The 25,711-nt window shown below is 70.9% G+C and carries 22 protein-coding genes, 1 tRNA gene and 1 other RNA gene; 11 read left to right on the top strand and 13 right to left on the bottom strand.

Annotated features, from left to right (window positions below; all coding sequences use genetic code 11):
* Positions 1-130 precede the first annotated feature (130 nt).
* Complete coding sequence (locus tag BJ984_RS13750; RefSeq protein WP_179548486.1) at positions 131-637, top strand: DUF3145 domain-containing protein; 507 nt, start codon at positions 131-133, stop codon at positions 635-637.
* Positions 638-673: 36 nt separating this feature from the next.
* On the opposite strand, the gene BJ984_RS13745 is transcribed toward BJ984_RS13750, so the two are convergent.
* The 6 genes from BJ984_RS13745 to aceE form a co-directional block, all read right to left on the bottom strand.
* Positions 674-1,912 carry a beta-ketoacyl-[acyl-carrier-protein] synthase family protein gene (locus tag BJ984_RS13745; protein WP_179548485.1) on the bottom strand — a complete coding sequence of 413 codons (1,239 nt, stop codon included), beginning with the start codon at positions 1,910-1,912 and terminating at the stop codon, positions 674-676.
* Positions 1,913-2,071: 159 nt separating this feature from the next.
* The gene (locus BJ984_RS13740) at positions 2,072-2,320 is read right to left on the bottom strand and encodes an acyl carrier protein (RefSeq protein ID WP_173181127.1); all 249 of its coding nucleotides are present in this window, start codon (positions 2,318-2,320) and stop codon (positions 2,072-2,074) included.
* 57 nt (positions 2,321-2,377) lie between these two features.
* On the bottom strand, positions 2,378-3,382 hold the full coding sequence (locus BJ984_RS13735; RefSeq protein ID WP_173181126.1) for a beta-ketoacyl-ACP synthase III: 1,005 nt from the start codon (positions 3,380-3,382) through the stop codon (positions 2,378-2,380).
* Between the two features lie 38 nt (positions 3,383-3,420).
* On the bottom strand, positions 3,421-4,341 hold the full coding sequence (locus tag BJ984_RS13730; RefSeq protein WP_179548484.1) for an ACP S-malonyltransferase: 921 nt from the start codon (positions 4,339-4,341) through the stop codon (positions 3,421-3,423).
* Between the two features lie 95 nt (positions 4,342-4,436).
* Positions 4,437-5,666: a PucR family transcriptional regulator gene (locus BJ984_RS13725; RefSeq protein ID WP_179548483.1), complete on the bottom strand. Its 1,230-nt coding sequence runs from the start codon at positions 5,664-5,666 to the stop codon at positions 4,437-4,439.
* 104 nt (positions 5,667-5,770) lie between these two features.
* Entirely contained in the window at positions 5,771-8,497 is a 2,727-nt protein-coding gene (gene aceE, locus BJ984_RS13720) for a pyruvate dehydrogenase (acetyl-transferring), homodimeric type (protein WP_173181123.1), read from the bottom strand.
* A gap of 230 nt (positions 8,498-8,727) precedes the next feature.
* Between aceE and BJ984_RS13715 the strand changes: the two genes are divergently transcribed.
* From BJ984_RS13715 to BJ984_RS13705, 3 genes are read left to right on the top strand one after another with little or no spacing between them, the layout of a single operon-like run.
* Positions 8,728-9,201 carry a peroxiredoxin gene (locus BJ984_RS13715; protein ID WP_173181122.1) on the top strand — a complete coding sequence of 158 codons (474 nt, stop codon included), beginning with the start codon at positions 8,728-8,730 and terminating at the stop codon, positions 9,199-9,201.
* 48 nt (positions 9,202-9,249) lie between these two features.
* On the top strand, positions 9,250-9,903 hold the full coding sequence (locus tag BJ984_RS13710; protein WP_179548482.1) for a SatD family protein: 654 nt from the start codon (positions 9,250-9,252) through the stop codon (positions 9,901-9,903).
* Positions 9,900-10,817, top strand: coding sequence for a hypothetical protein (locus tag BJ984_RS13705; protein WP_179548481.1), 918 nt, complete (start codon positions 9,900-9,902; stop codon positions 10,815-10,817). The genes BJ984_RS13710 and BJ984_RS13705 overlap by 4 nt, the downstream gene beginning before the upstream one ends.
* A gap of 48 nt (positions 10,818-10,865) precedes the next feature.
* On the opposite strand, the gene BJ984_RS13700 is transcribed toward BJ984_RS13705, so the two are convergent.
* Complete coding sequence (locus tag BJ984_RS13700) at positions 10,866-11,570, bottom strand: DUF1345 domain-containing protein (RefSeq protein ID WP_246306467.1); 705 nt, start codon at positions 11,568-11,570, stop codon at positions 10,866-10,868.
* 113 nt (positions 11,571-11,683) lie between these two features.
* Here BJ984_RS13700 and BJ984_RS13695 point away from each other — a divergent pair.
* Positions 11,684-11,756: transfer RNA gene (locus BJ984_RS13695), tRNA-Val, on the top strand.
* Positions 11,757-11,793: 37 nt separating this feature from the next.
* Here BJ984_RS13695 and BJ984_RS13690 read toward each other — a convergent pair.
* Positions 11,794-12,285 carry a hypothetical protein gene (locus BJ984_RS13690; protein ID WP_179548479.1) on the bottom strand — a complete coding sequence of 164 codons (492 nt, stop codon included), beginning with the start codon at positions 12,283-12,285 and terminating at the stop codon, positions 11,794-11,796.
* Positions 12,286-12,445: 160 nt separating this feature from the next.
* Here BJ984_RS13690 and BJ984_RS13685 point away from each other — a divergent pair, with 160 nt between their 5' ends.
* From BJ984_RS13685 to BJ984_RS13675, 3 genes are all read left to right on the top strand, one after another.
* A complete protein-coding gene (locus BJ984_RS13685) occupies positions 12,446-13,288 on the top strand; it encodes an SDR family NAD(P)-dependent oxidoreductase (protein ID WP_179548478.1) in 843 nt (280 codons plus the stop codon).
* 30 nt (positions 13,289-13,318) lie between these two features.
* Complete coding sequence (locus tag BJ984_RS13680; protein WP_179548477.1) at positions 13,319-14,137, top strand: Nif3-like dinuclear metal center hexameric protein; 819 nt, start codon at positions 13,319-13,321, stop codon at positions 14,135-14,137.
* A gap of 64 nt (positions 14,138-14,201) precedes the next feature.
* On the top strand, positions 14,202-14,936 hold the full coding sequence (locus BJ984_RS13675) for a zinc ribbon domain-containing protein (protein ID WP_179548476.1): 735 nt from the start codon (positions 14,202-14,204) through the stop codon (positions 14,934-14,936).
* Positions 14,937-14,994: 58 nt separating this feature from the next.
* Here the strand turns inward: BJ984_RS13675 and rnpB are convergent.
* From rnpB to panB, 4 genes are all read right to left on the bottom strand, one after another.
* An RNA gene (gene rnpB, locus BJ984_RS13670) (RNase P RNA component class A) lies at positions 14,995-15,369 on the bottom strand.
* Between the two features lie 22 nt (positions 15,370-15,391).
* A complete protein-coding gene (gene ppgK / locus BJ984_RS13665; RefSeq protein WP_179548475.1) occupies positions 15,392-16,171 on the bottom strand; it encodes a polyphosphate--glucose phosphotransferase in 780 nt (259 codons plus the stop codon).
* Complete coding sequence (locus BJ984_RS13660) at positions 16,168-16,356, bottom strand: SPOR domain-containing protein (RefSeq protein WP_173181111.1); 189 nt, start codon at positions 16,354-16,356, stop codon at positions 16,168-16,170. The genes ppgK and BJ984_RS13660 overlap by 4 nt, the downstream gene beginning before the upstream one ends.
* A gap of 61 nt (positions 16,357-16,417) precedes the next feature.
* On the bottom strand, positions 16,418-17,251 hold the full coding sequence (gene panB / locus BJ984_RS13655; RefSeq protein WP_179548474.1) for a 3-methyl-2-oxobutanoate hydroxymethyltransferase: 834 nt from the start codon (positions 17,249-17,251) through the stop codon (positions 16,418-16,420).
* Between the two features lie 98 nt (positions 17,252-17,349).
* Between panB and BJ984_RS13650 the strand changes: the two genes are divergently transcribed.
* Positions 17,350-19,284 (top strand): alpha/beta hydrolase, encoded by a 1,935-nt coding sequence (locus tag BJ984_RS13650; RefSeq protein WP_179548473.1) that lies wholly within the window; start codon positions 17,350-17,352, stop codon positions 19,282-19,284.
* Between the two features lie 184 nt (positions 19,285-19,468).
* Here BJ984_RS13650 and BJ984_RS13645 read toward each other — a convergent pair whose 3' ends face one another.
* Positions 19,469-21,205, bottom strand: a complete 1,737-nt coding sequence (locus BJ984_RS13645) for an NAD+ synthase (protein ID WP_179548472.1) — start codon at positions 21,203-21,205, stop codon at positions 19,469-19,471.
* 56 nt (positions 21,206-21,261) lie between these two features.
* On the opposite strand from BJ984_RS13645, the gene BJ984_RS13640 reads away from it, so the two are divergent.
* On the top strand, positions 21,262-22,599 hold the full coding sequence (locus BJ984_RS13640) for a glutamine synthetase family protein (RefSeq protein ID WP_173181107.1): 1,338 nt from the start codon (positions 21,262-21,264) through the stop codon (positions 22,597-22,599).
* A 51-nt stretch (positions 22,600-22,650) separates the two neighbouring features.
* Positions 22,651-25,638 carry a bifunctional [glutamine synthetase] adenylyltransferase/[glutamine synthetase]-adenylyl-L-tyrosine phosphorylase gene (locus BJ984_RS13635; protein WP_179548471.1) on the top strand — a complete coding sequence of 996 codons (2,988 nt, stop codon included), beginning with the start codon at positions 22,651-22,653 and terminating at the stop codon, positions 25,636-25,638.
* Positions 25,639-25,711: the final 73 nt, after the last annotated feature.

Genomic DNA, 25,711 nt, shown 5'->3' with positions numbered 1-25,711 from the left:
GAACCGCGGATGACACGGTTGTGATTCGGGGATCGGCACTGGCACAATGAGACTCACAACTGGATAGCACCGCCATCACTGCGTTCACAGAGGCCGTTGGGGAAGACGTCCCTCACGAACGGAGAAGAAAATGGCGGCGAACGGTGCTCGCGGAGTGGTCTACGTCCACTCCGCCCCCCGCGCGCTCTGCCCCCACATCGAGTGGGCCGCAGGTCGCGCTATCGGTCGTGCGGTGAACTTCGATTGGATCGAGCAGCCAGTTCTGCGCGGAACCCAGCGGGCCGACTTCTACTGGGAGGGCGAGCCCGGTACGGGGGCCGCCATCGCCTCGGCCCTCCGCGGCTGGGAGCACCTGCGCTACGAGGTCACCGAGGAGCCCAGCGAGGGCACCGACGGCGGCCGGTGGATGCACACGCCCGACCTCGGCGTCTTCTACGCGCAGGTCGACAGCGCGGGCAACACCGTCATCCCCGAAGACCGCATCCGCAGCGCCATGGAGTCGGCCGGCACGAACGCGCTGGAGCTGCACCGTGAGCTGCGGCTCGCCCTCGGCCAGGCCTGGGACGACGAGCTCGAGCCCTTCCGCTACGCCAGCGACATGTCGCCGGTGGTCTGGCTGCACCGCTCCTTCGGCTGACGCCCGCCCTCGAGGGGCGGGCACCAGTTCACGGACTCAGGCCGTCTTGAAGGCGATGACGGCGTTGTGGCCGCCGAAGCCGAAGGAGTTGCTGATCGCCAGCAGGTCGCCCTCGGGCAGGGTGCGCGGCTCGCGCACCACGTCGAGGGGAATGGCGGGGTCGGCCTCGGTGAGGTTGATCGTCGGCGGCGCGGTGCGCTCGTGCAGCGCCAGCACCGTGAAGATCGCCTCGATGCCGCCGGCGCCACCGAGCAGGTGACCCGTGGAGGCTTTGGTGGCCGACACCGGGATGCCCGCCAGACGCCCGCCGAACACGTGCTCCATCGCCTTGTACTCAGCGATGTCCCCGACCGGGGTCGAGGTGGCGTGGGCGTTGATGTGCGCGACGTCGTCGAGGGAGTAGCCCGCGTTCGAGACGGCCGCGATCATGGCGCGGGCCGCCGCCGAACCCTCGGGGTCGGGGGCGGTGATGTGGTACGCGTCGCTCGTGACCGCGCCGCCGAGCAGCTCGGCGTAGATGCGGGCGCCGCGGCCGAGCGCGTGCTCCTCGGTCTCGAGCACGAGGGCGGCGCCGCCCTCACCGAGCACGAAGCCGTCACGGGTGAGGTCGTAGGGGCGCGACGCAGTCGCGGGGTCGTCATTGCGCTTGGACAGCGCCTGCATCGACGCGAACGAGGCGATCGGCAGCGGGTGGATGGCCGCCTCGGAGCCGCCGGCGACGATGATGTCGGCGAGGCCCGCCTGCAGGTGGTCGTAGGCGTTCGCGATCGACTCGGTGCTCGACGCGCAGGCCGAGACGACGGTGCGCGCGCCGGCGCGGGCGCCGAGCGACATCTCGATCGCGGCGGCCGGGCCGTTCGGCATGAGCATCGGCACGGTCATGGGGAGGACGCGGCGCGGCCCCTTCTCGCGCAGGGTGTCCCACGCGTCGAGCAGCGTCCACACGCCGCCGATGCCGGTGGCCCAGTCGACCCCGAAGCGCTCGGGCACGACGTCGGGGGAGCCGGCGTCGGCCCAGGCCTCACGGGCGGCGATGAGGGCGAACTGGCTGCCCGGGTCGAGGCGCTTGGTCTCGATGCGCTCCAGCACCTCGGAGGCGGGCACGCGGGCCTGAGCGGCGAAGGTCACGGGCAGCTGGTTCTCGGCCACCCAGCTCTGCTCGAGGGTCGACGCGCCGGACTGGCCGGCGAGGAGGTTCTGCCACGACTCGCGGGCGGTTCCGCCGAGGGGCGAGGTCGTGCCGATTCCGGTGACGACGATCTTCTTCGTGCTCATGGTGAAACTTTCTGTGGGTGGTCAGTCCAGGACAGGTGGGCTCGCGGGTCGCCGGGAAGGCAGGGCGCCCGGGTCAGGCGGTCACCGGCGCGCCGGAAGGGCGCGGTGCGGTCGGCAGGATCGCGGTTGCGGCGATCCTGCCGACCAGCGCACGGGGTCTCAGCCCTGGGCTGCGACGATGAAGCTGACGGCGTCGCCGACGGTCTTCAGGTTCTTGACCTCTTCGTCGGGGATCTTCACGTCGAACTTCTCTTCGGCGTTCACGACGATGGTCATCATCGAGATGGAGTCGATGTCGAGGTCGTCGGTGAAGGACTTGTCCAGCTCGACGGTGTCGGTGGCGATGCCGGTCTCGTCGTTGATCAGCTCGGCCAGGCCGGCCAGGACTTCTTCGGTGGACAATGCCATTGTTCTTCTCCTTGGGGGTGTGATTTTGACCGAGTCTCAGTGTAGTCGGGCGCCGGACTACGGCAGCACGACGACCTGAGCGCCGAACACCAGACCGGCGCCGAATCCGATCTGCAGGGCCAGCCCGCCCGAGAGGCCGGGCTGCTCCTCGAGCAGCCGGTGCGTCGCGAGCGGGATGGACGCGGCCGAGGTGTTGCCGGTGGTGGCGATGTCACGGCCGATGGCGACCGTGTCGGGGAGCTTCAGCTGCTTGGCGAACTCGTCGATGATGCGCATGTTCGCCTGGTGCGGGATGAACGCGGCCAGGTCGTCGACGGTGATGCCGGCGGCCTCGATGGCCTGGTTCGCGACCTTGACCATCTCCCAGACGGCCCAGCGGAAGACCGCCTGGCCGTTCTGGCGCAGGGTCGGCCACTCGGACTCCTGGTCGCGGAAGCCGATGTTCGTGCCCGTCATGTAGATCTCGTCGCGCTTCGTGGCATCCGAGCCCCAGATGGTCGGGCCGATGCCGACGGAGTCGCTCGGGCCGATGATCGCGGCGCCGGCGCCGTCGCCCAGCAGGAACGAGATCGACCGGTCGGTCGGGTCGACGAACTCCGAGAGCTTCTCGGCGCCGATCACGAGCACGTACTCGGCGAGCCCGGCGCGGATGAGGGAGTCGGCCTGGCCGATGCCGTAGGCGTACCCGGCGCAGGCCGCGCTGATGTCGTAGGCGGCGGCCAGGGGTGCGCCGATCCGCTCGGCCACCTGGGTCGCGAGCGACGGGGTGATGACCGGGTTGGAGATGGTCGAGACGAGGATCGCACCGATCTGGGAGGGGGCGATGCCCGCGCCCTCGATGGCCTCGAGCGAGGCGCTCTGCGCCAGGTCGACGGCGAGCACGTCGTGCGAGGCGCGCTTGCGCTCGATGATGCCGGTGCGCTGACGGATCCACTCGTCGGAGGAGTCGATCGGGCCGACCAGATCGTCGTTCGGCACCGTGATGTCGCCGCGGGCGGCACCGATCGCGTAGATGCGGGTGAACTGCGGTCCGGTGGACTGCTTCAGGGTGGGCGTGGTCATGCGGGTGCGCTCTGCCTTTCCGTCTGTGATGCGGTCGCTCAGGCGGCCTGGTCGATGAGCTCGATGGCCTGCGGCAGGTCGTCGGGGGTCTTCACGGCGACGGCGGGCACGCCCTTGAGCCCGCGCTTCGCCAGTCCGGTGAGGGCGCCGGCGGGGGAGACCTCGATCAGCCCCGTGACGCCGGCCGCGGCGAAGGACTCCATGCAGAGGTCCCAGCGCACGGGCGAGGAGACCTGGCCGACGAGGAGTTCGACGAAGCGGGAGCCGCTGGTCACCGCCGAGCCGTCGTTGTTCGTCCAGATCGGCAGGGTCGGATCGGCCGGGGTGAGCGTCGCGGCGACGGCCGCGAGACGCTCGACGGCCGGAGCCATGAAGTGGGTGTGGAAGGCGCCGGCCACCTGCAGCGGGATGACGCGCACGCCGCGGGGGGCCCGCTCCGTCAGGGCGGCCAGGGCCTCGGGGGCGCCGGCGACGACGATCTGCCCGCCGCCGTTGTAGTTGGCGGGGATGACGCCGACCTCGTCGAAGAGCTCGAGCACCGCGGTCTGGTCGCCACCGACCACGGCGCTCATGCCGGTCGTGGTGAGGGCGGCCGCGTCGGCCATCGCGCGGCCCCGCTCGCCCACGAAGCGCATGGCGTCGGTCTCGCTCAGGATGCCCGCCCCCGCCGCCGCCGTGATCTCGCCCACGGAGTGGCCGGCGATGCCGCCCACCTTCTCGCGGCGCCCGTCGGCGAACAGCGTGCGGAGGGTCAGCAGCCCGGCCGCGACGATCAGCGGCTGCGCCACCGCGGTGTCGCGGATCGTGTCGGCGTCGCTCGTGGTTCCGTGCGCGACGAGGTCGGACGAGGCGGCGGCGCCCAGCTCGGCGAGCGTGTCGCGGAACGTGGACTCGGCGATCCAGGGCTCGAGGAAGCCCGGGGTCTGGGACCCCTGGCCGGGGCACACGACGACGATCATTGCTTCAGTCTCCCAGGTGTTCGGTCGGAGGCCGTGTCGACGAGGGCCAACACTCTCCGAGATCCATTGTCGAAGGTATACAGAACCGGCGGCGGTCAGCGCCGATGGCCCGGCGAGTCGTGATCGTTCATCGACCCGAGGATGAGGGCCGACTGGAGGATCAGCGCCTCTCGGGCGCCGGTGGCGTCCCAGCCGATCACCTGGGTCACACGTTTCAGCCGGTACCGCACGGTGTTGGGGTGCACGAAGAGCTCACGAGCGGTCGCCTCGAGCGAGCGGCCGTTGTCCAGGTAGCACCAGAGGGTCGTCATGAGCTCGGGCGACTGATCCTGCAGAGGCCGGTAGACGCGGTTGACGAGGGTCGACCGGGCCAGTGGGTCGCCGGCGAGGGCGCGCTCCGGCAGCAGGTCGTCGGCGAGCATCGGCCGCGGGGCGTTCCGCCAGGCGCGGGCCACCGCGAAGCCGGCGAGGGCCGCCTTCGCGCTTCGCGAGGCGTCGACGACGCTCGGCACCTCGTGGCCGAGCACGAGGTAGCCCGGTCCGAAGCCCGGCTCGAGCTGCGTGGCGATGTCGAGGAAGGAGAGAACCGGTTCGGCGGGCGGGGTGTCGATCGCGGGGTCGCCGGGCTGCGCATCCGGAACCTGGTCGTAGGACGAGGCCGGCTGGGCGCGCCCGATGACGAGCACGAGCCGCCCGCCCTGCACGCCGATCAGGAGGTCGGCGTTGAGGTGCCGCGCGGTGCGGCGCAGCTGGTCGACGTCGAGCTGGCGTGGCGTGGTGCCCACCAGCACGCTGACCTCGCCGTGGCCGTGCCAGCCGAGGGCCGCGATGCGCGAGGGCAGCTCGTCGTCGTACTCGCCGCTCAGGATGCTGTCGACGACCAGGGCCTCGAGCCGGGCGTCCCAGAGGCCCCGGGCCTCGGCCGCACGGGCGTAGACGTCGGCGGCGGCGAAGGCGATCTCGCGCGAGTACAGCAGGATCGCCTCGCGGAGGGAGGCGTCGGTGCCGCGCACGCGCTCCTCGACGACCTCGACGACCACCCGGATGAGCTGCAGGGTCTGCTGCAGGCTCACCGAGCGGAGGAGCTCGCGGGGAGCGGAGCCGAAGACGTCGGCGGCGATCCAGGTGGTGGTCGTCGGGTCGTCGTACCACTGGATGAACGACTTGATGCCCTGCTGGGCCACCAGCCCGACGGCCGAACGTCGCCCCGGTGGCATGTCGCCGTACCAGGGCAGCGTGGCGTCGAGCTTCTTGATCGTCGCGGTCGAGAGCTCGCCCGAGATGGTGCGCAGCCACGCGAGTGTCTGCTCCTTGGTCTTAGGCATCGGCGCCTCCCGGGCCGGGCGCCGCCGAGCCGGGGCTCAGCGGGCCCGGGCTCAGCGGGCCTGGGCCCTCGACCGCGATCGATCGTCTGGTCATCTGCTCCGGGTCAGCTCTCGCCGCCCGCCGAGCCGGAGGTTCCGGCGGTGACGTCGTAGAGACGGTACTTCTCGATCGCCCACGAGGGGGCGTTCTGGTCGACCTCGCCGCGGGCCGCGAGCTGCTCGAGCACGCGCACCACGACCGAGGGGCCGTCGATCTTGAAGAAGCGACGGGCCGCCGGACGCGTGTCGGAGAAGCCGAAGTCGTCGGCGCCGAGCGTGGCGTACTCGCCCGGGACGAACTGACGGATCTGGTCGGGCACCGCGTGCATGTAGTCGGTGACGGCCACGAACGGACCGTGCGCATCCTGCAGCTTGGTGGTGACGTAGGCCGTCTGGCGCTCCTCGGTGGGGTGCAGGAAGTTGTGCGACTCGGCCCGGAGACCGTCGCGCCGCAGCTCGCCCCAGGAGGTGACCGACCACACGTCGGCCGACACGCCCCAGTCGTTCGCGAGCAGCTCCTGCGCCTCGAGGGCCCACGGCACCGCCACGCCGGAGGAGAGGATCTGAGCCTTGGGGCCCTCGATCCAGCCCGACTTCAGGCGGTAGATGCCGCGCACGACGCCGTCGACGTCGAGACCCTCGGGCTCGGCCGGCTGCACGTGCGGCTCGTTGTACACCGTGAGGTAGTACATGACGTTCGGGTCGTCGTGCTGGCCGCCGTACATGCGCTCGAGGCCCGCCCGCACGATGTGGTTCAGCTCGTAGCCGTAGGCCGGGTCGTAGCTGACCACCGCGGGGTTGGTCGAGGCGAGCAGGGGGGAGTGGCCGTCGGCGTGCTGCAGGCCCTCACCCGTGAGGGTGGTGCGGCCGGCGGTCGCGCCGATCACGAAGCCGCGTGCCATCTGGTCGCCCGCCGCCCACAGGGCGTCGCCCGTGCGCTGGAAGCCGAACATCGAGTAGAACACGTAGATCGGGATGAGCGGCTCGCCCTGGGTCGAGTAGCTCGTGCCGATCGCGGTGAACGACGCCATGGCGCCGGCCTCGTTGATGCCCACGTGGATGATCTGGCCCTGGGGGCTCTCCTTGTAGGCCAGGAGCAGCTCCCGGTCGACGGAGGTGTAGGTCTGGCCCTTGGGGTTGTAGATCTTGTTCGACGGGAAGAACGCGTCCATGCCGAAGGTGCGCGCCTCGTCGGGGATGATCGGCACCACGCGGTTGCCGAAGTCCTTCGAGCGGGTCAGGTCCTTCAGCAGGCGCACGAACGCCATCGTCGTCGCGATCTCCTGCGTGCCGGAGCCCTTCTTGAGGGTCTGGTAGCTGGAGTCGTCGGGCAGCGTGATGGCGGTGTGCTTGGTGCGGCGCTCGGGCAGGTAGCCGCCGAGCGCGCGGCGGCGCTCGTGCAGGTACTGGATGGCCTCGTCGTCCTCGCCCGGCTTGTAGTAGGGCGGGAGGTAGGGGTTCTCCTCGAGCTGCGCGTCGGAGATGGGGATGTGCATCTCGTCGCGGAACATCTTGAGGTTGTCGAGCGTCATCTTCTTCATCTGGTGGGTCGCGTTGCGGCCCTCGAACGACGGCCCGAGGCCGTAGCCCTTGATCGTGTGCGCCAGGATGACGGTGGGCTGGCCCTTGTGCTCGGACGCGGCCTTGAACGCCGCGTAGACCTTGCGGTAGTCGTGGCCGCCGCGCTTGAGGTTCCAGATCTCGTCGTCGGAGTAGCCCTCGACGAGCTTCAGGGCGCGCGGGTCGCGGCCGAAGAAGTTCTCGCGCACGTAGGCGCCCGACTCGGCCTTGTAGGTCTGGAAGTCACCGTCGGGAACCGTGTTCATCAGGTTCAGCAGGGCGCCGTCGGTGTCGCGGGCGAGCAGGTCGTCCCACTCCCGGCCCCAGATGACCTTGATGACGTTCCAGCCGGCACCGCGGAAGAAGCTCTCGAGCTCCTGGATGATCTTGCCGTTGCCGCGCACCGGGCCGTCGAGACGCTGCAGGTTGCAGTTGATCACGAAGTTCAGGTTGTCGAGGCCGTCGTTCGCGGCGACCTGCAGCTGGCCACGGCTCTCGACCTCGTCCATCTCGCCATCGCCGAGGAAGGCCCAGACCTGCTGGTCGGACGCATCCTTGATGCCGCGGTTGGTGAGGTACTTGTTGGCCTGGGCCTGGTAGATCGCGTTGATCGGGCCGAGACCCATCGAGACCGTGGGGAACTGCCAGAACTCGGGCATCAGCCGCGGGTGCGGGTAGGAGCTGAGGCCCCCGCCCGGGTGCGACTTCTCCTGGCGGAAGCCGTCGAGCTGGTTCTCGTCGAGCCGGCCCTCGAGATACGCGCGCGCGTACGTGCCGGGGGAGGCGTGGCCCTGGATGAAGATCTGGTCGCCGCCGCCCGGGTGATCCTGGCCGCGGAAGAAGTGGTTGAAGCCCACCTCGTAGAGTGCAGCGCTCGACGCGTAGGTCGAGATGTGGCCGCCGACGGCGATGCCGGGGCGCTGCGCGCGGTGCACGGTCATGGCCGCGTTCCACCGAATCCACGCCCGGTACTTGCGCTCGAGCGCCTCGTCGCCGGGGAAGGGGGCCTCGTTCTCGGGCGCGATGGTGTTGATGTAGTCCGTCGTCGGAACCATCGGGACACCGAGGTGCAGTTCTTTCGAGCGCTTCAGCAGGCTGAGCACGATGTCACGTGCTCGGCCGTGGCCGCGGGCTTCGACGAGCGCGTCGAGCGACTCGTTCCACTCGGCGGTCTCTTCGGGATCGGAGTCGATGTGCCCCGAGGAGTACGGGTCCTGGTCGTTGACAGTCACCGGCGACCTCTCTTCTGTTGTTTACAGATCTGTTCTCGTCGGGCGCCCTTGCCAGGATGGGGTTCGGAACGCCACCGACAAGCCTACTGACTTAAACCGGGGATACCGCGCGGTTGGGCGAGCCCACAGCGCAGGCGGTTCGCACAGGACGGTTGGAGTCTGCTCAGGACGGGTCTAGGATGGCTTGCGCGTTTGCCGAGAGACACCCGGCATCGGAAAGGCAGCCGATCATGGCTTTGGAGAACGACACCCTCGCTCCCGATTTCGACCTCCCCAACCAGTACGGGGAGCGCATCCGGCTCAGTCAGTTCCAGGGCAAGAAGCCCGTGGCGCTGGTGTTCTTTCCGCTCGCCTTCTCGGGCGTCTGCACCAGCGAGCTCTGCGCCCTCGAGGACAACATCTCGCTCTTCGACGACGCGAACGTCAAGCTCATCGGCATCTCGGTCGACTCGAAGGCCACGCTCCGCGCCTGGGCCGAGAAGGAGGGCTACGACTTCGACCTGGTCGCCGACTTCTGGCCGCACGGCGACGTCGCCAAGGACTACGGGGTGTTCCTGGAGGAGAAGGGCTTCGCGAACCGCGCGACCTTCCTGATCGACACCAACCGCATCATCCGCGCCTCGTTCATCACCGCCCCCGGCGAGGCCCGCTCGATCGCCGCCTACCGCGCTGCCCTCGAAGACCTGCTGCCCGCCCGCGTCTGAATAAGCCAGCACCTTATATTCCCGAAATATAAGCGCTACACTTATGCGATGGTCTCAGAGCGCGCAGCAGTGATCGTCGACATCGTCGATTCGAAGAAGCTGGACGACCGGCCCGCTGCACAGGCGGCGATCGAGGCGGCCTTCGCCGGGGTCGACGAGCTGATCGCCCACGACGCGCCGTCATCGGGCACGGAGCCGCTCGTCGCCACCGTCGGCGACGAGTTCCAGGCCGTCTATCCCACCCTCGGCTCGGCGCTCGAGGCGACCCTCGCCGCCCGGCTCGCCCTTCCCGAGGGCATCGACTGCCGCTTCGGCATCGGTTGGGGCGAGCTCCGCGAGGTCGGCCGCGGCACCCGTGGCGCCGTGCAGGACGGCTCGGCCTGGTGGCTCGCCCGCGCGGCCATCGAGGAGGCGCACGACCGCGAGGACTCCCGCACCCCCACCCTCCGCAGCTGGTTCGCCACCGACGGCGACGCGCGCCTCGCCTCCGCCGTCAACGCCTACCTGCTCACCCGCGACCACCTCGTCAGCGCGATGAGCCCGCGCGCCCGCCGCCTCACCTACGGCACCATGCGCGGGCGCCTGCAGGCCGAGCTGGCCGACGCCGAGGGCATCTCGCAGGGGGCGGTCTCCCAGTCGCTCCGGCGCTCGGGTGGCATGAGCGTGCTCACGGCCACCGCCGCGCTCAAGGCGGCGCTGTGATCCTCGCGGCGGTGCTCCTGGCGCTCATCGGCAGCGCCGACATCGCTCGCGCGGGGCTGGTTCCGGATGCTCGGCCGCGCGATCGCGCCGGTGTCACCGTGTTCGTCGTGGTGATCTGCGTCGCCGTGGTCTGGGCCGTGCTGCTGGGGTTGGCGGCCACGGGGCTCGGCGTGCCTCCACTCTGGCTCGCGCTGCCCCTGGTGCTCGCGGTGGGGTGGCTCGTCTCGACCGCGGCCGATGCCGGCGCCCGGCCGGCGGGGAGCCCGGAGGTGGCCCCGTCGCGGCACCCCCGGCTGCGCATCCTGCCCGCCGTCGTGGTGCTGCTGGTGCTCGTCGGCTCGGTCTTCTGGAACCCGCTCGACGGGCGGCTGTCGGGCTACCTCGTGGACGGGCTCGCGAAGTCGCCGGTGGGCGTCGTGGCGGGGCTGCCGATCGAGACGGTGGCGCTCGGGCTGGGGCTCCTGCTGTTCCTCGTCGAGAGCGCGAACATCGTGGTGCGCTCGGCGCTGCGGCCGGCGCTGTTCGACGGGGTGGCGGACCCGCTCGAGAACGCACCGGCCGACGAGAACGGACGGACGCTCGAGGTCGAGACCCCCGGGCCGTTCTTCTCACGCACCCGCGTGGTCATGCGCGAGGGCGACGACGGGGCCTCGACCGTGCCGACCGTCGCCGACCTGCGGGGCGGACGCCTGATCGGCCCGCTCGAGCGCCTGCTGATCGTGGCGCTCTCGCTGGTCGGCGCGCTGCCGATCGTCGCGGGGCTGCTCGCCGCCAAGGGCATCGTGCGGTTCCCCGAGATCTCCAACGACCGGGCCGGAGGGTCGAAGGCCGAGTACTTCCTCGTAGGCAGCTTCGTCAGCTGGGCATTGGCGCTGATCGCAGCCGGAGCCCTCTGGCTATCAGCCCACAGCTGATAATCGCCCGATATAAGCTGATGGCTGATGCGTGCTGGTGGGTGGCGTTCAGCCGAGCAGGCTGACCCCGCGAGCGATCACGAGGGCCAGCAGCACGAAGCCGGCGAACGCCTCGAGGCCCATCAGCAGCTTGGTGCGATGGGTCAGCGGCATCGTGTCGGTGGGGCTGAAGGCCATCGAGTTCGACAGCGAGAAGTAGAGGTAGTCGACGAAGCCGGGGCGCCAGTTGCTCGACTTCGAGGAGTGGGCGGCGACCTCGTCGATGGCGTCGTCGTCCTCGTCCTGGGGGAACCGGAAGTCGGCCGGCGGCAGCTCCCGCCGCGAGCGCTGGGTGCGCACCACGGGGCCGCCGCGGTCGAGCTCCCAGTACAGCAGCGCGAAGCCGATCACGTTCGTCAGCCAGATCTCGAGGGCGCCGAGCAGCAGCGTCGGCCCGTCCTCGGAGTTCTGCACGAGCATCGAGATCAGCACCACGAGCAGCACCTGGTTCGTCAGCCCGATCACGAGCGTCAGCGCGAGCCCCAGCCGCCGTGAGGCTGCCGTCTCGCGAACCAGCCGGTGCGGGTTGATCACCACCACCGCCAGGAGCAGCGCCACGCAGAGCGCGATCACGCCGTAGCGCACGGTGCCGAACAGGCTCGGCGGCAGCAGCGCGTAGCAGCTCAGGATGACCAGCACCCCGATCGCGGCCGGCCACCGGTGCTCGGCCTGCGCCTTCTCGGTCGTGGCGCTCTCGCCGCCGTCATCCGTCACGCTCCGCAGTCTAGGCGCGTCCTGCGTCGGCGCCCGCCCACGCGCCGCCCTCCGCCTCGCTGACATGCCACCGCGCGCCCCGCTAAGCTTGCAGTGCCTGCCCACGCGCGCAGGGGCCTTTAGCTCAGTTGGTAGAGCGCCACGTTTACACCGTGGATGTCGTCGGTTCGAGCCCGGTAGGGCCCACTCCACCCCACCCCGCCGCACGCGTCCGTTCCGGACGTCAGTACACGATCGGCAGAGGCACCGTCGCGGCGCGGAAGCCCGGGGCCGTCACCACCAGTTCGGCGACCGGGACGGGGCTCTGGCTCCGGTCTGCGCTGTCGATGAGCAGCAGCAGGATGTCGGTCTCGTCCCCGGAAACGAGCTCCGCGTCGTACTGGAACGAGATCGACCCGTCGGGGAAGCTCGAGGTGTAGTTCCACAGCTGCCCCGAGAAGCCCGAGTAGCTGAAGCGGGGATCGCTGTCGGTCAGGGTCGCGACGATCGACCCGGCGGGAATGGTCTCGGCACCGGTGTTCGTGACATGCACGCCGAAGGTGCTCGCGCCGCCATCCGGGTACTCCTCGGGGCCGTCGGCGCGCCCCGCGAGCTGGGGCCGGGGCGTGCTGGCCGCGTGGGCCGGCGTCGCGACGGCCACGGCGATGACGGGGGCCGCCCAGGCGGCGCCGATGACGGTGCGGCGGGCAACGGGAGCGGTGGTCGGCGCGGTCATGCGGGACACTCTTCCGTGAACCGGCGGGTCGCGGAAGCGGCGGACGGGACGCTGTCCGCTGAGCGCACTGGCGGGTGTCCCACCCGACGTGTGGTCCGCTTCGTGCGGTGGGACGGGTTCCGATGCGCCACCGGCCGGAATGGGGTGGCAGGGTGGGGGGATGGGTGCGGAGCGGGTCGTCGTCGTGACCGGGGCGAGTTCGGGGATCGGGGCCGTGGTGGCCGAGCAGGCCGCCGGGCGCGGTGATCGGGTCGCCGTCGTGGGGCGGGACGCCGGGCGCACGCGGAGCGTCGCCGAGCGGGTGGGCGGCGAGGCGTTCGTCGCCGACTTCGCGCGGCTCGACGAGGTGCGGGGGCTCGCGGATGCTCTGCGGCAGCGCTACGGCACGGTCGACGTGCTGCTGGCCAACGCCGGTGGCCTCGTCTCGAAGCGCGGCACGACGGTCGACGGGCACGATCTCGGCTTCCAGGTGAACCATCTCGCACCGTACCTGCTGTCGCGGCTGATGCTCCCGGCACTGCGGGCGGCCGCCGACGTCGGGCGCGACGCCCGGGTCGTCGCGACGGCTAGTGCGGCGAACCGGTGGGGGCGCATCCGCTTCGACGACCTCGAGGGGCGGCGGAGGCCGTGGCTCGGCGGGTGGCTGCCGTACTGCTCCGCGAAGCTGGCCGTGGTGCTGACGATGAAGGAGCTGGCGCGGCGCGAGAGCGCCGTGCAGGCGTTCAGCGTGCATCCGGGAGCCGTGGTGACGTCGTTCGGCAGCGACTCGGTGCTGATCCGGGTGGGCACGGCGCTGACCGGCGGGCACTGGGGCACGACCCCCGAGGCCGGTGCGGCACCGCTCGACGCGCTCGTGTCCGACGGGCCGGTGCCCGCCCCGAGCGGCACGTACTTCGACGGGCTCAAGGCCGGCGGACGCACGGCAAGGCAGGCCGAGGACCCCGAGGTGGCACGTGAGCTGTGGGAGCGATCGGCCGAGCTCGTGGGTCTGCCGTCCCGGTAGGCCGAGGGCGCCCCCGGTAGACTCGCAGGCGTGCCGACCTCGCTTGCCGATCTGAACGCCGCCGTCGAGCGGCTGTGGCCCACCGAGTTCGCCGAGGGGTGGGATGCGCCGGGCCTCGTGAGCGGCGCCCCGGGCGACGAGGTGCGGCGCGTGCTGCTCGCGGTCGACGCCGTGTCGGTCACCGTCGACGAGGCCGTCGACACGAACGCCGACGTGCTGCTCGTGCACCACCCCCTGCTCCTGCGCGGCGTGACCACCGTCGCCGAGACCGGGTACAAGGGCGCCCTGCTCGCCCGGCTGATCCGCGCCCGCTGCGGCCTCATCGCCGCTCACACCAACGCCGACATCGTCGACGACGGCACCTCGGCGGTCATCGCTGCGAAGCTCGGCCTCGTCGAGACCCGGCCGATCGTGGCCGGCGCACGCGAGGGCACCGGCCTCGGCCGGGTGGGGCGGATGCCCGAGCCCACCACCCTCGGCCGCCTGGCGCTCGCCCTCGGCGACGTTCTGCCCGCCACGGCCACGGGCGTGCGGGTCGCGGGCGACTACGACCAGCCCGTCTCGACCGTCGCGCTCTGCGGGGGAGCGGGCGACTCGCTGCTCGGCGACCCCGCCGTGCGTGCCGCCGACGTGTACATCACCTCCGATCTGCGGCACCACCCGGCCTCCGAGTCGCGCGAGCAGACACTCGTCGCCGGCGGCCCGGCGCTGATCGACGTCTCGCACTGGGCCAGCGAGTGGCTCTGGCTCGAGACCGCCGCCGCCCAGCTGGCGGAAGCGCTGCCCGACGTCGAGTTCGCTGTGAGCGAACTGCGCACCGACCCCTGGGACTTCGTGGTGACCCAGTGACCGCAGAACCGATGACCGGCGCCCCGATCGACTCCGACCTCCACCGAATTCCGAAGGACACCCGATGAAGGCTCCCGCCGCCGAACAGCTCAAGCTCCTCGACCTCCAGGCCGCCGACAACCAGGTGGCGCAGCTCGAGCACTCCCTCCGCACCCTGCCGCAGGAGAAGCGCCTCGCCGAGCTGCAGCGCGACTCCGCGGCGGCCCGGGCCGAGTACGCCTCGGTCAGCGGCGAGCTCGAGAGCGCGCAGAACGAGATCGGCCGCGTCGAGGCCGACATCCACACCGTCACCGCCCGGGAGAAACGCGACAACGAGCGCCTGCAGGCCACGTCGTCGTCGAAGGACATCCAGGGCCTCGAGCGCGAGCTCGAGTCGCTCCGGGTGCGCCGGCTCAACCTGGAGGACACGGAGTTCGCGGTGATGGAGCGCGTCGAGGAGATCGAGGTGCGGCTCGCCGCCATCACCGCCCGCCGCGACGACATCGCGACCGAGGAGCGGATGCTCGCCGGTGCCCGCGACGAGCAGAGGCAGCGCATCCTGAAGCAGCTCGAGATCGCCCGCTCGGCGCGTGACGCGGTGGCCGGGGGCATCGTGCCCGAGCTTCTGGCGCTCTACCAGAAGCTCCGCGAGCGCTACGGCGTGGGTGCGGCCCTGCTGCAGCGGCGGGTGTCGCTCGGCAGCAACGTCGAGCTGACGGGCACCGACCTGGCGGCGATCCGCGCGGCGGCGCCCGACGACGTGGTGCTCGACCCCGAGAGCACCTGCATCCTCGTGCGCACCGACGAGTCGGGGCTCTGAGTCCGACTCCGAGTCGCCGGGTTCCCGGATGCGCGTCGGCGGCCGCGCGCCGGGTGAGGTGAATGGGCCGGCGATACGCCGGGTTCTGTAGGGAGCACGCTCCCTGACGGCCATCTATCTAGGAGCTGCGTCACCGCAGCCCTCGAGCGGTCTACCCGGAAGCTCCGCGAGCAGCCTCAACGCTTCCTGTCTGACCTTGCTCCGGGCGAGGTTTACCGAGCCGACCGTGTCACCACGGTCGCTGGTGGTCTCTTACGCCACCGTTTCACCCTTACCGCGGGCCGGGGCCCGTGGCGGTCTGCTTTCTGTGGCACTGTCTCGCGGGTTGCCCCGGGTGGGTGTTACCCACCGCCCTGCTCTGTGGAGCCCGGACGTTCCTCGGCACCGCCCGGGCCGGAGCCCGGGACGGTGACGCGACCGTCTGCCGGCCCATTCACGTTGTCGAGTGTAGCCGTCTACTCCAGGAACGTCGTCCGCATGGTCGACAGGCTGGCCGCGCCCAGGATGCCCGCGTTGTTGCGGAGCGTGGCGGGCACGATCGGCGTGTCGAGCTTCAGCAGGGGCAGGAACTCCTCGTGGTGCTTCGACACCCCGCCGCCGACGATGAAGCCGTCGGGGGAGAACAGGGCCTCGAGGCGCTCGTAGTAGACCTGCAGGCGCTCGGCCCACTTCTTCCAGCTCAGGTCCTCCCGCTCCTTGGCGGAGTAGGCGGCCCTCGTCTCGTAGTCGACGCCGCCGATCTCGAGATGGCCGAGCTCGGCGTTCGGGGTGAGCACCCCGTTGTAGATCAGCGCGGTGCCGATGCCGGTGCCGAGGGTGGTCAGGATGATCAGACCGCTCTTGCCCTTCGCCGCGCCGTAGCGCACCTCGGCGAAGCCCGCGGCATCCGCGTCGTTCACGAAGGTGATGTCGCGGCCGAGCGTCTTCTCGAACAGCTTCTCGGCCTCGAAGCCGATCCACTTCTTCGACACGTTCGCGGCCGACATCGTGACGCCGTGGCGCACGACGGCCGGGAAGCAGATGCCCACGGTCGCCGACGCCGGGACGTCGCCGAGCGACTCCATCAGGTCGGTGACCGTCTTGGCGATGTCGTCGGGCTTGCCGCCCTCGGGAGTTGCGAACTTCTTGCGGTCGGTGAGCAGCTCACCGGTGGTCACGTCGACGATCGCGCCCTTGATGCCCGTGCCGCCGATGTCGATGCCGACCGCGACGGTGTCGGGGGTGTTCTCGGTCACCGGTTGTCGTTCGCGTCGTCTTCGGCCCACTTGGCGCTGTTGGCGCGGAGGGTCTCGAGCGCGTGCTCGGCCTCCTCGTGGGTCTCGAACGGCCCGACGCGGTCGACCACCGAGGACACGTAGCCCTTCTCGACCTGGCCGGTCTTCATGTTGTACCAGTACTGCGTCGACGGGTCGTCGCTCATCGTGTCCTCCGTGGGCTCGGTGTCCAGCTGTGCGTCAGTGTGCAGCTGTGTCAGGGGGAGTTTATTCGTAGCTGTGCTCGGGGCCCGGGTAGGCACCCTCGGCGACGTCGCCGCGGAACGCGGTCACCGCATCCGTCAGCGCACCCCGCAGGTCGGCGTACTGCTTGACGAACTTCGGCACGCGCCCCGTGGAGAAGCCGGCGAAGTCGGTCCAGACGAGCAGCTGGCCGTCGACGTGGGGGCCGGCGCCGACACCGATGGTGGGGATGCGCAGCCGCTCGGTGACCCGGCGGGCCGCCTCGGCGGGCACCATCTCGAGCACCACGGCGAACGCCCCGGCCTCCTCGACCGCTAGGGCGTCGTCGATCAGGGCCGCCTCGCCCTCGCCGCGACCCTGAATGATGTGGCCGCCCAGCCCGTGCTCGCTCTGCGGCGTGAAGCCGATGTGCGCCATCACCGGGATGCCCGCGTCGACGATGCGGCGGATCTTGTCGGCGCTGCGCACCCCTCCCTCGAGCTTCACGGCGTGCGCGCGGGACTCCTTCATGAAGCGGACCGCGGTGTGCAGGGCCTCTTCGGCGCTGTTCTCGTAGGAGCCGAAGGGCATGTCGGCCACGACGAAGGCGCGGGACACGGCACCCGCCACGCCGCGCGCGAGCGGGATCAGCTCGTCGACCGTGACCGGCACCGTCGTGTCGTAGCCGAGGACGTTGTTGCCGGCCGAGTCGCCCACCAGCAGGAAGTCGATCCCGGCCTCGTCGAAGATCTGCGCCGAGAGCATGTCGTAGCTGGTCAGACCCGTGATGCGGATGCCCGAGTCCTTCGCCGTCTGGAAGTGGCGGGTGCGCACGCGCTTGGAAACGGGCTTCTCCGACGACGTCGTCTGCTCTGGCATGTCACCAGTCTAGTTCCGCGGGTTCGGCGGGCGGATGCGTTAGGTTGAGGGTCACGTAACCCGAATGCGTGATTCTCGCACTTGGCCGAAGGGGAGTCGTGGGCCGTCGTATCACCGTTCCGATCGCGGCGGCGACCGTACTCGCCGCCCTCATCCTCTCGGGGCCGGTGCTCGCTCAGCCGCCTGCCGCCCAGGCCGCGTCGATCGCCGAGCGCAGCTGTGAGGACGGGCTGCCCGACCGCGCCGTCTGCGGCACGCTGAGCGTTCCCGAGACCCGCGGCGACCCGGCGAGCCGGGCCATCGACCTGCCCTACGTGGTCATCCCGGCCGAGACGCAGCCTCCGACCGGCAGCCCTGTCGTCACCATGGCGGGCGGCCCCGGCCAGAGCTCGACCTCGATCGCCGAGGCCCTCGCGGCCGACCCCCGGATCGGCGGCACACGCGACATCGTCGCGCTCGCCCAGCGCGGCAGCCTCGAGTCGAGCGCGCCGCTGGACTGCCCGGCCGCCTCGGCCGCCTACGTCGACACCTTCACCGACGACTCGAGCCCCGCGGCCGAGATGACGACGGTGGCCGTCGAGCTGAAGGACTGCCTCGCGGCCTTCGCCGAGCAGGGCGGCAACGTCTCGGCGTACACGCGAACCGAGACCGCCGCCGACCTGGTCGAGCTGCGCACCGTGCTGGCCTACCCGAGCTGGACCCTGTTCGGCGACACCTGGTCGACGAAGGTCATGCAGACGGTCGCCACGACCGACGCGGCCGGCGTCGACGCGGTCGTGCTCAACGCCTTCAGCCCGATCGACCGCGACATCAAGGGCGACGCCTACGCGGCGCTCGAGAACGCGCTCCGCACGCTGTCCGAGCGGAGCGGCGGGGAGTACCCCGAGCTGAACGCCGACCTCGCCGACACCGCCGCACTGTTCAGCGACGAGCCGGTGAACGGCCTGCTGACGAACCCGTTCACGAACCGGCAGCGCTACTACTCGCTGACCGGCTCCGATGCGGTGACGATCGTGCAGCAGGCGCTCTACGACCCCGAGACGGCCGCGGCGGTGCCGTACCTGCTGCAGCGGCTGGCCGAGGGCGAGACGGATGCCCTCAACCCGATCGTCGATCCGGTGCTCGAGAACCTGTCGCGCACGAGCCTCGCCCAGTACTGGGTCGAGGCCTGCCGCGACGAGCAGCCGTTCTGGTCGGCCGACCCGCTGGAGCCCGTCGCCGAGGGGTCCGACGAGGAGCCGACGCCCAAGCCGGTGCTCACCTACCTGACGGCCGCCGACCAGCTCTGCGGCCCGCTCGGCCTGGCGGCATCCGCGGGCGAGACCCGAACGATCGTGCCGCAGCAGCAGCCCGCGCTGATCTTCGGCAGCGACACCGACCCGCTCGTGCCCCTCGCCGTCGTGCAGAGCGGCACCGGATCGTTCCCGAACAGCCAGGTGGTGACGCTGCAGGGCGCGGGCCGGGCCGGCGTGCTCGCCGACCCGTGCGGCATGGATCAGCTGGCGGCGTGGCTCGCTCAGACCGGTATCCCGGTCGAGACGACCTGCTCCGACCTCGCGGAGGCGAACCCGGCGATCTCGGCCGACGACGTGCATCCGACCTCGCGCTTCGACTCGGTGGTCACGGCCGTCGAGGATCAGGAGCCGTTCCCGCTGACGATCCCGTTGATCTTCGGCGGCTTCGCGTGGCTGTGGTTCCTCGGCTGGCTGATCGCGGTCATCGTGCAGGCGGTGCGGCGCGAGTCGATCGCGCTGCTGATCGCGACCGGCATCGCGCCGGTGACGGGGGTGGCGTTCCTCGCGGCGCTCTGGGTGACGGTGTCGTCGGCGCTGGCGTCGAGCCCCGCGTTCACGCTCGTGGGTGTGCCGACGGTGACGCCGTGGCTCGGCATCCTGCTCGGTGTGGGTTTCCTCGGGATCATCCCGGTCTGGCGTCTCGGCGGTCGCGCGGCGGCCACCCTGGCGGCGGCGGCCACCATCGTCTGGCTCGGCATGATCGTCTGGTTCGTCTGGGTGGCGGTCCTCCCCAGCTGACCGCGAGGGCGGCGCCGAACCCCGGGCGCCGCCTGTAGCTGCTCGCACTGGATGGCCCGTGCCGAAGTCGCACGAGGCCGCTCCCACCCGGCCCCAGGCGATATCGTCGCGGCAGCACGCCGCGAAGCAGCGGGCCGCGACGGCGGCATCGCACGCCGCCCGCGCCGCAGAGGCGGCGGCGCGGCTATAAAGACGGCCGGTACGTGATCGGCAGCCGCCGGTCTCGCCCGAACGCCGTGCGCGAGATCTTGGGCCCGATGGCGCTCTGCCGGCGCTTCCATTCGGCCCGGTCGACGAGAGTGGTGATGCGCTGCACGGTCGCGGTGTCGAAGCCGAGCTCCACGATGTCGGCGATGCTGAGTCCGCCGTTGATGTAGGCCTCGAGGATGGCGTCGAGCTCCTCGTAGTCGGGCAGCGAGTCCTGGTCGGTCTGCCCGGGGCGGAGCTCGGCCGACGGCGGCTTCGAGATGGAGTTCTCGGGGATCGGCGGCGTGAGTCCGAGCGCTTCGGCATGGGAGTTCCGCCACCGGGCGAGCTCCCAGACGAGCATCTTCGGCACGTCCTTCAGCGGCGCGAAGCCGCCGACCGAGTCGCCGTAGATGGTCGAGTAGCCGACCGCCAGCTCGCTCTTGTTGCCGGTGGTGAGCACGAGGTGCCCCTCCTGGTTCGACAGCCCCATCAGGATGACGCCACGCGTGCGCGCCTGCAGGTTCTCGGCGGCGATGTCGGTGAGCCCGAGCTGGTTCTCGAACGGGACGACGAGGTCGGCGATGGCCTCGGTGCGGTAGTGCAGCCCGATCCGCTCGGCGAGGTCGTCCGCGTCGGAGCGGGAGTGGTCGGACGACCAGCGCGAGGGCATCGACACGCCGAACACCCGCTCGGCTCCGATCGCGTCGGCCGCGAGGGCCGCGCAGACGGCGGAGTCGATTCCGCCCGAGAGCCCGAGGATGACCGACGGGAACCGGTTCTTCTCCACGTAGTCGCGGAGCGCCAGCACGATCGCGTCCCAGATCTGCTGCCGGTCATCCGGGAGCTCGGCCACGTCGGCGGCGATGGGCGGCTTTTCCGAATCGACGGCACCGGGGGAGAGCTCGATCCGCCGCACGTCGTCGGGCAGCTGCGCGTGCGTGGCCGCCTCGGGCTCGAGGTCGACCACGAGCAGGTGCTCGCGGAACTGCGGTGCGCGGGCGAGGATGCCGCCGTCGCGGTCGACCACGACGCTGTCGCCGTCGAAGACGAGGTCGTCCTGGCCGCCGACCAGGTTGACGTAGGCGACGATCGTGTCGGTCTCGGTGGCCCGGCGGGTGACGAGCGGCAGGCGGACCTCGTCTTTGTCGCGCTCGTAGGGCGAGCCGTTGATGACCACGAGGAGCCCCGCATCCGCCGTCAGCACCCGGCTGACCGGCCCGCCGTCGCGCCACAGGTCTTCGCAGATCAGCAGCGCGACGTCGATGCCCTTGAGCCGGATGACCAGCAGCTCGTCGCCCGGGATGAAGATGCGGTACTCGTCGAACACCGAGTAGTTCGGCAGGTGGTGCTTGGCGTAGCGGGCGACGACCCGCCCGCCCTGCAGCACGCTCGCGGCGTTCTGGGCGATCGCGGTAGGGGCGTTCGAGGTGCCGAGCAGGCGGGGTTCGAAGGGCCCGTCCGGATGCCCGACGATGACCGGCACGTCGCCGAGACCGGCTTCGGCCAGCTCGACGGCCAGGCGGTCGACCCGCTCGTGCGCGGCGGCGAGGAAGCTCGGCCGCATCGCGAGGTCTTCGATGGGGTAGCCCGAGATCGCCATCTCGCCGAACGCGACGAGGTCGCTGCCCGCCTCGGCCGCCTCGCGGGTCAGGCGGATGATCTCGCGGGAGTTCCCCTCGAGGTCTCCCAGCACGGGGTTCGTCTGGGCCAACGCTAAGCGAAGTCTCGGCATAGCCACTAGCCTAATAGGGGCATGAGCGTGTGCCGGAGAGAGGGTCTGTCCGCCAGATGGATAAGCAACGGGACTTCGTTCTTCGTACGATCGAGGAGCGGGGCATCAAGTTCGTTCGGCTCTGGTTCACAGACGTCGTCGGCACCCTGAAATCCGTCGCGATCGCCCCGGCCGAGGTCGAGGGCGCGTTCGCCGAGGGCCTCGGTTTCGACGGCTCCGCGATCGAGGGTCTCACCCGCTCGTTCGAGGCCGACGTGCTCGCGCATCCCGACCCCACGACGTTCCAGATCCTGCCCTGGCGGGGCGAGATCGACCCGACGGCGCGCATGTTCTGCGACATCACGACGCCCGACGGCCAGCCCGCCGTCGCCGACCCGCGCAACGTGCTGAAGCGCACCCTGGCGAAGGCCGCCGACCGCGGCTTCACGTTCTACACGCACCCCGAGATCGAGTTCTACCTGCTCAAGTCGTCGCAGTACGGGCCAGACGGCCCCGAGCCGGTCGACTCGGCCGGCTACTTCGACAACGTGCCGGGTGGCACCGCGCACGACTTCCGTCGCCGTTCGGTGCGCATGCTCGAAGACCTCGGCATCTCGGTGGAGTTCAGCCACCACGAGGCGGGCCCGGGCCAGAACGAGATCGACCTCCGGTACGCCGACGCGCTCACCACCGCCGACAACATCATGACCTTCCGCACCGTGATCAAGGAGGTGGCGATCGAGCAAGGCGTCTATGCGACGTTCATGCCGAAGCCGCTGTCCGGGCATCCGGGGTCGGGCATGCACACCCACCTGTCGCTGTTCGAGGGCGACGCGAACGCGTTCTACGAGCAGGGCGCCGAGTACCAGCTGTCGAAGATCGGCCGCAACTTCATCGCCGGGCTGCTGAAGCACGCCCCCGAGATCACGGCGGTGACGAACCAGTTCGTCAACTCCTACAAGCGCCTCTGGGGCGGCGACGAGGCCCCGAGCTTCGTCTGCTGGGGTCACAACAACCGCTCGGCGCTCGTGCGCGTGCCGCTGTACAAGCCCAACAAGGGCCAGTCGTCGCGCATCGAGTACCGCGCGATCGACTCGGCGGCGAACCCGTACCTGGCCTACTCGCTGCTTCTCGCAGCGGGTCTCAAGGGCATCGAAGAGGGCTACGAGCTGCCGCCCGAGGCGGAGGACAACGTGTGGAGCCTCACCGACGCGGAGCGCAAGGCGCTCGGCTACGACGCGCTGCCGGCCTCGCTCGACCGCGCCATCAGCCTGATGGAGGAGTCGGAGCTCGTCGCCGAGACCCTCGGTGAGCAGGTCTTCAACTACGTGCTGCTGAACAAGCGGCAGGAGTGGAAGGCCTACCGCGCCCAGGTCACGCCCTACGAGCTGAAATCCAACCTCGAGATCTTGTGAGTGCGGCCGCCCGGCTCCGTGCCGGGCGGCGGCTCCGCTGAGACGCGCCTGATGCCCCGTTCCAAGACCGCGCTGACCGATCTGGCGCGCCTCGGCTTCGCCCGGTTGAGCTGGGCGGCCGAGGAGCTGCCCGCTCTCGCCGAGGCGAGCGGCGTGCCGGTCGAGGAGCTGCTGCCCGCGTTCCAGGCGGCGGCCGACCCCGACCAGGCGCTCGAGGGTGTGCGGCGCTTCGGCCTGCGCTCGCCCGCGGTGCTGCAGCAGGCGTTCGCGGATGCTCGGCTGCGCACGCGCGTCATCCGGGTGTTCGGGGCATCCGCCGGTCTGACCGACTTCTTCACCCGGCACCCGCGCGAGCTGGCCGCGCTCGACGTCGAGACCCTGCGGCTGCCCGACGCCGAGGAGGCCGGACGGTCGCTGCTGGAGTCGGTCGGCGCCGTCGACGGCTTCTCGGCCCTCGTCGGGGAGGACGCCTGGACGGCGCTGCGGGTGCGCTACCGCGTGCTGCTCGCCCTCGTCACCGCCTACGACCTCGAGCAGCCCGACCCGGTCGCCGGCGTGCCCCTCGTGGCCAAAGCCCTCGCCGACCTCGCGGCCGGCGCGCTCGAGGCGGCCCTCGCGGTGGCCCGCCGCCAGATCTCGACGAAGGGCAACGGCCTCTGGCAGTTCCCGGCCGACGACGTGCGGGCCACCCGTCTTGCCATCATCGGCATGGGCAAGGCCGGCGCGGGCGAGCTGAACTACGTCAGCGACGTCGACGTGATCTTCGTCGGCGAGGGCTCGGGCGCGCTGCCCACGTCGAGCGCGATGGAGATCGCCACTCGCCTGGCGATGGTGACCATGCGCGGCATCGGCGAATCCGGTCTCGAACCCGGCCTCTGGGAGGTCGACCCGAACCTCAGGCCCGAGGGCAAGGCGGGCGCCCTGGTTCGCTCGCTCGAGTCGCACGCGGCCTACTACGACCGCTGGGCGAAGAACTGGGAGTTCCAGGCGCTGCTGAAGGCGCGCCCCCTTGCCGGCGACCTCGCGCTCGGCGAGGAGTACACCCGGCTGGTGGCGCCTCAGGTCTGGTCGAGCGCCTCGCGGGAGAACTTCGTCGAGTCGGTGCAGCGGATGCGCGAGCGGGTCACCGAGCACATCAAGAACGACGACGTCGAGTACCAGCTGAAGCTCGGCCCCGGGGGCCTCCGCGACATCGAGTTCACCGTGCAGCTGCTGCAGCTCGTGCACGGCCAGACCGATGAGACGGTGCGGCAGCGCGGCACGCTTCCGGCGCTGACGGCCCTGGCCGACGCCGGCTACATCGGCCGGGTCGAGGCCGTGGAGTTCGGCCAGGACTACCGCATCCTGCGCCTGCTCGAGCACCGGCTGCAGCTGCGGCAGCTGAGCCGCACCCACCTGATGCCCCGCGACGAGTCGGAGCAGCGCGTGCTCGCCCGCGGCACCGGGCTCGCCGGAAGCGCCGCCGACCTGGTCACCCGCTGGACCGCGATCAAGGTGCGCGTGCGGAGCCTGCACGAGCGTCTCTTCTACCGCCCGCTGCTCGCCGCCGTCGCCGCGCTCTCACCTGACGAGCAGGCCCTCACGAGCGCGCAGGCCGAGGCCCGGCTCGCGGCGATCGGCTTCCAGAACCCGGGCGGCGCGCTCGGTCACATCCGGGCGATGACGGCTGGTGTCTCGCGGCGCGCGCAGATCCAGCGAACGCTGCTGCCCGTGATGCTGCAGTGGTTCGCGAACGGGGCCGACCCCGACTACGGGCTGCTGGCGTTCCGCCGGCTCTCCGACACCCTGGGGGAGACCTACTGGTTCCTCCGGATGCTCCGCGACTCCTCCGGCGCCGCCGCGCGGCTCACCCAGGTGCTGTCGGGCTCGCGCTTCGTGGGGGAGCTCTTGGAGCGCATCCCCGAGGCCGCCGCCTGGCTCGAGAACGACGAGGAGCTGCGCCCCCGCCCGCGCGCCGTGCTCGACGACGAGATGCGCTCGATCGTGGCCCGCCACGACACCCCCGACGCGGCCGCGATGGCCCTCCGCACGGCCCGCCGGCGCGAGGTGCTGCGGCTCGCGATCGCGTCGATCCTCGGCATGGTCACCGTGCAGGAGCTCGGCAAGGGGCTGACCGACGTCACGACGGTGCTGCTCGAGGGGACGGTGGCGGTCATCCGCCAGTCGGCCGCCCTCGCGCACGGCGACGGCATCGAGTTCGCGATCATCGGCATGGGCCGCTACGGCGGCGGCGAGCTCGGCTTCGGCTCCGACGCCGACGTGCTCTACGTCTTCCGACCGGTGCGCGTCGACACGGCGACGGGTCAGTCGGTGGCGCAGTTCATCGTGAACGAGCTGGTGCGCCTGACCGAGGATGCGCGGCTGCCGCTCGACCTCGACATCGATCTGCGTCCCGAGGGCAAGAACGGCCCTGCGGTGCGCTCCTTCGCCTCGTACGCCACCTACTACGAGCGCTGGTCGCTGACCTGGGAGGCGCAGGCGCTGCTCCGCGCGAACGGCGTCGCCGGCGACCGGGCGCTGATCGAGGATTTCCACGCGCTGGCCGACACCGTGCGCTACCCCTCGACGCTCTCGGAGACCGAGGCCCGCGAGGTCAAGCGCATCAAGGCCCGGGTCGAGAAGGAGCGGCTGCCGCAGGGCGCCGATCCGGCGCGGCACCTGAAGCTCGGCCGGGGCTCGCTGAGCGACGTCGAGTGGTACGTGCAGCTGCTGCAGCTGCAGAACGCCTCGCCGATCCCGTCGCTCCGCACGACGTCGACGCTGCTCGCCCTCGCCGCCGAGGAGGCCGCCGGGCTGATCAACCACGACGACGCCCGGAAGCTGCGGGAGGCCTGGATCTTCGCGTCCCGCGCACGCTCGGCGATGACCCTCTGGACGAACAAGACCTCCGACGTGCTGCCGTCCGACCGCCGCTCGCTCGAGGGCGTCGCGCGGCTGCTGGAGTACCCTCCGGGGTCGGCGTCGCAGCTCGAGGAGGACTACCTCGGGGTCACCCGCCGCTCCCGCACGGTCTTCGAGCGGTTGTTCTACGGGCAGTAGGGGTCGAGGCCGCGCCGGGGCTCGGCGCCGCGACGTCGTGACGTCTCGGAGCGCTGCCGCGCATCCGCTCGCC

Source organism: Herbiconiux flava, from assembly GCF_013409865.1.
GTDB classification, from domain to species: Bacteria; Actinomycetota; Actinomycetes; order Actinomycetales; family Microbacteriaceae; genus Herbiconiux; species Herbiconiux flava.
Note: the sequence above shows the minus strand (reverse complement) of the source record. Positions and strands in the feature narration are given on the sequence as shown.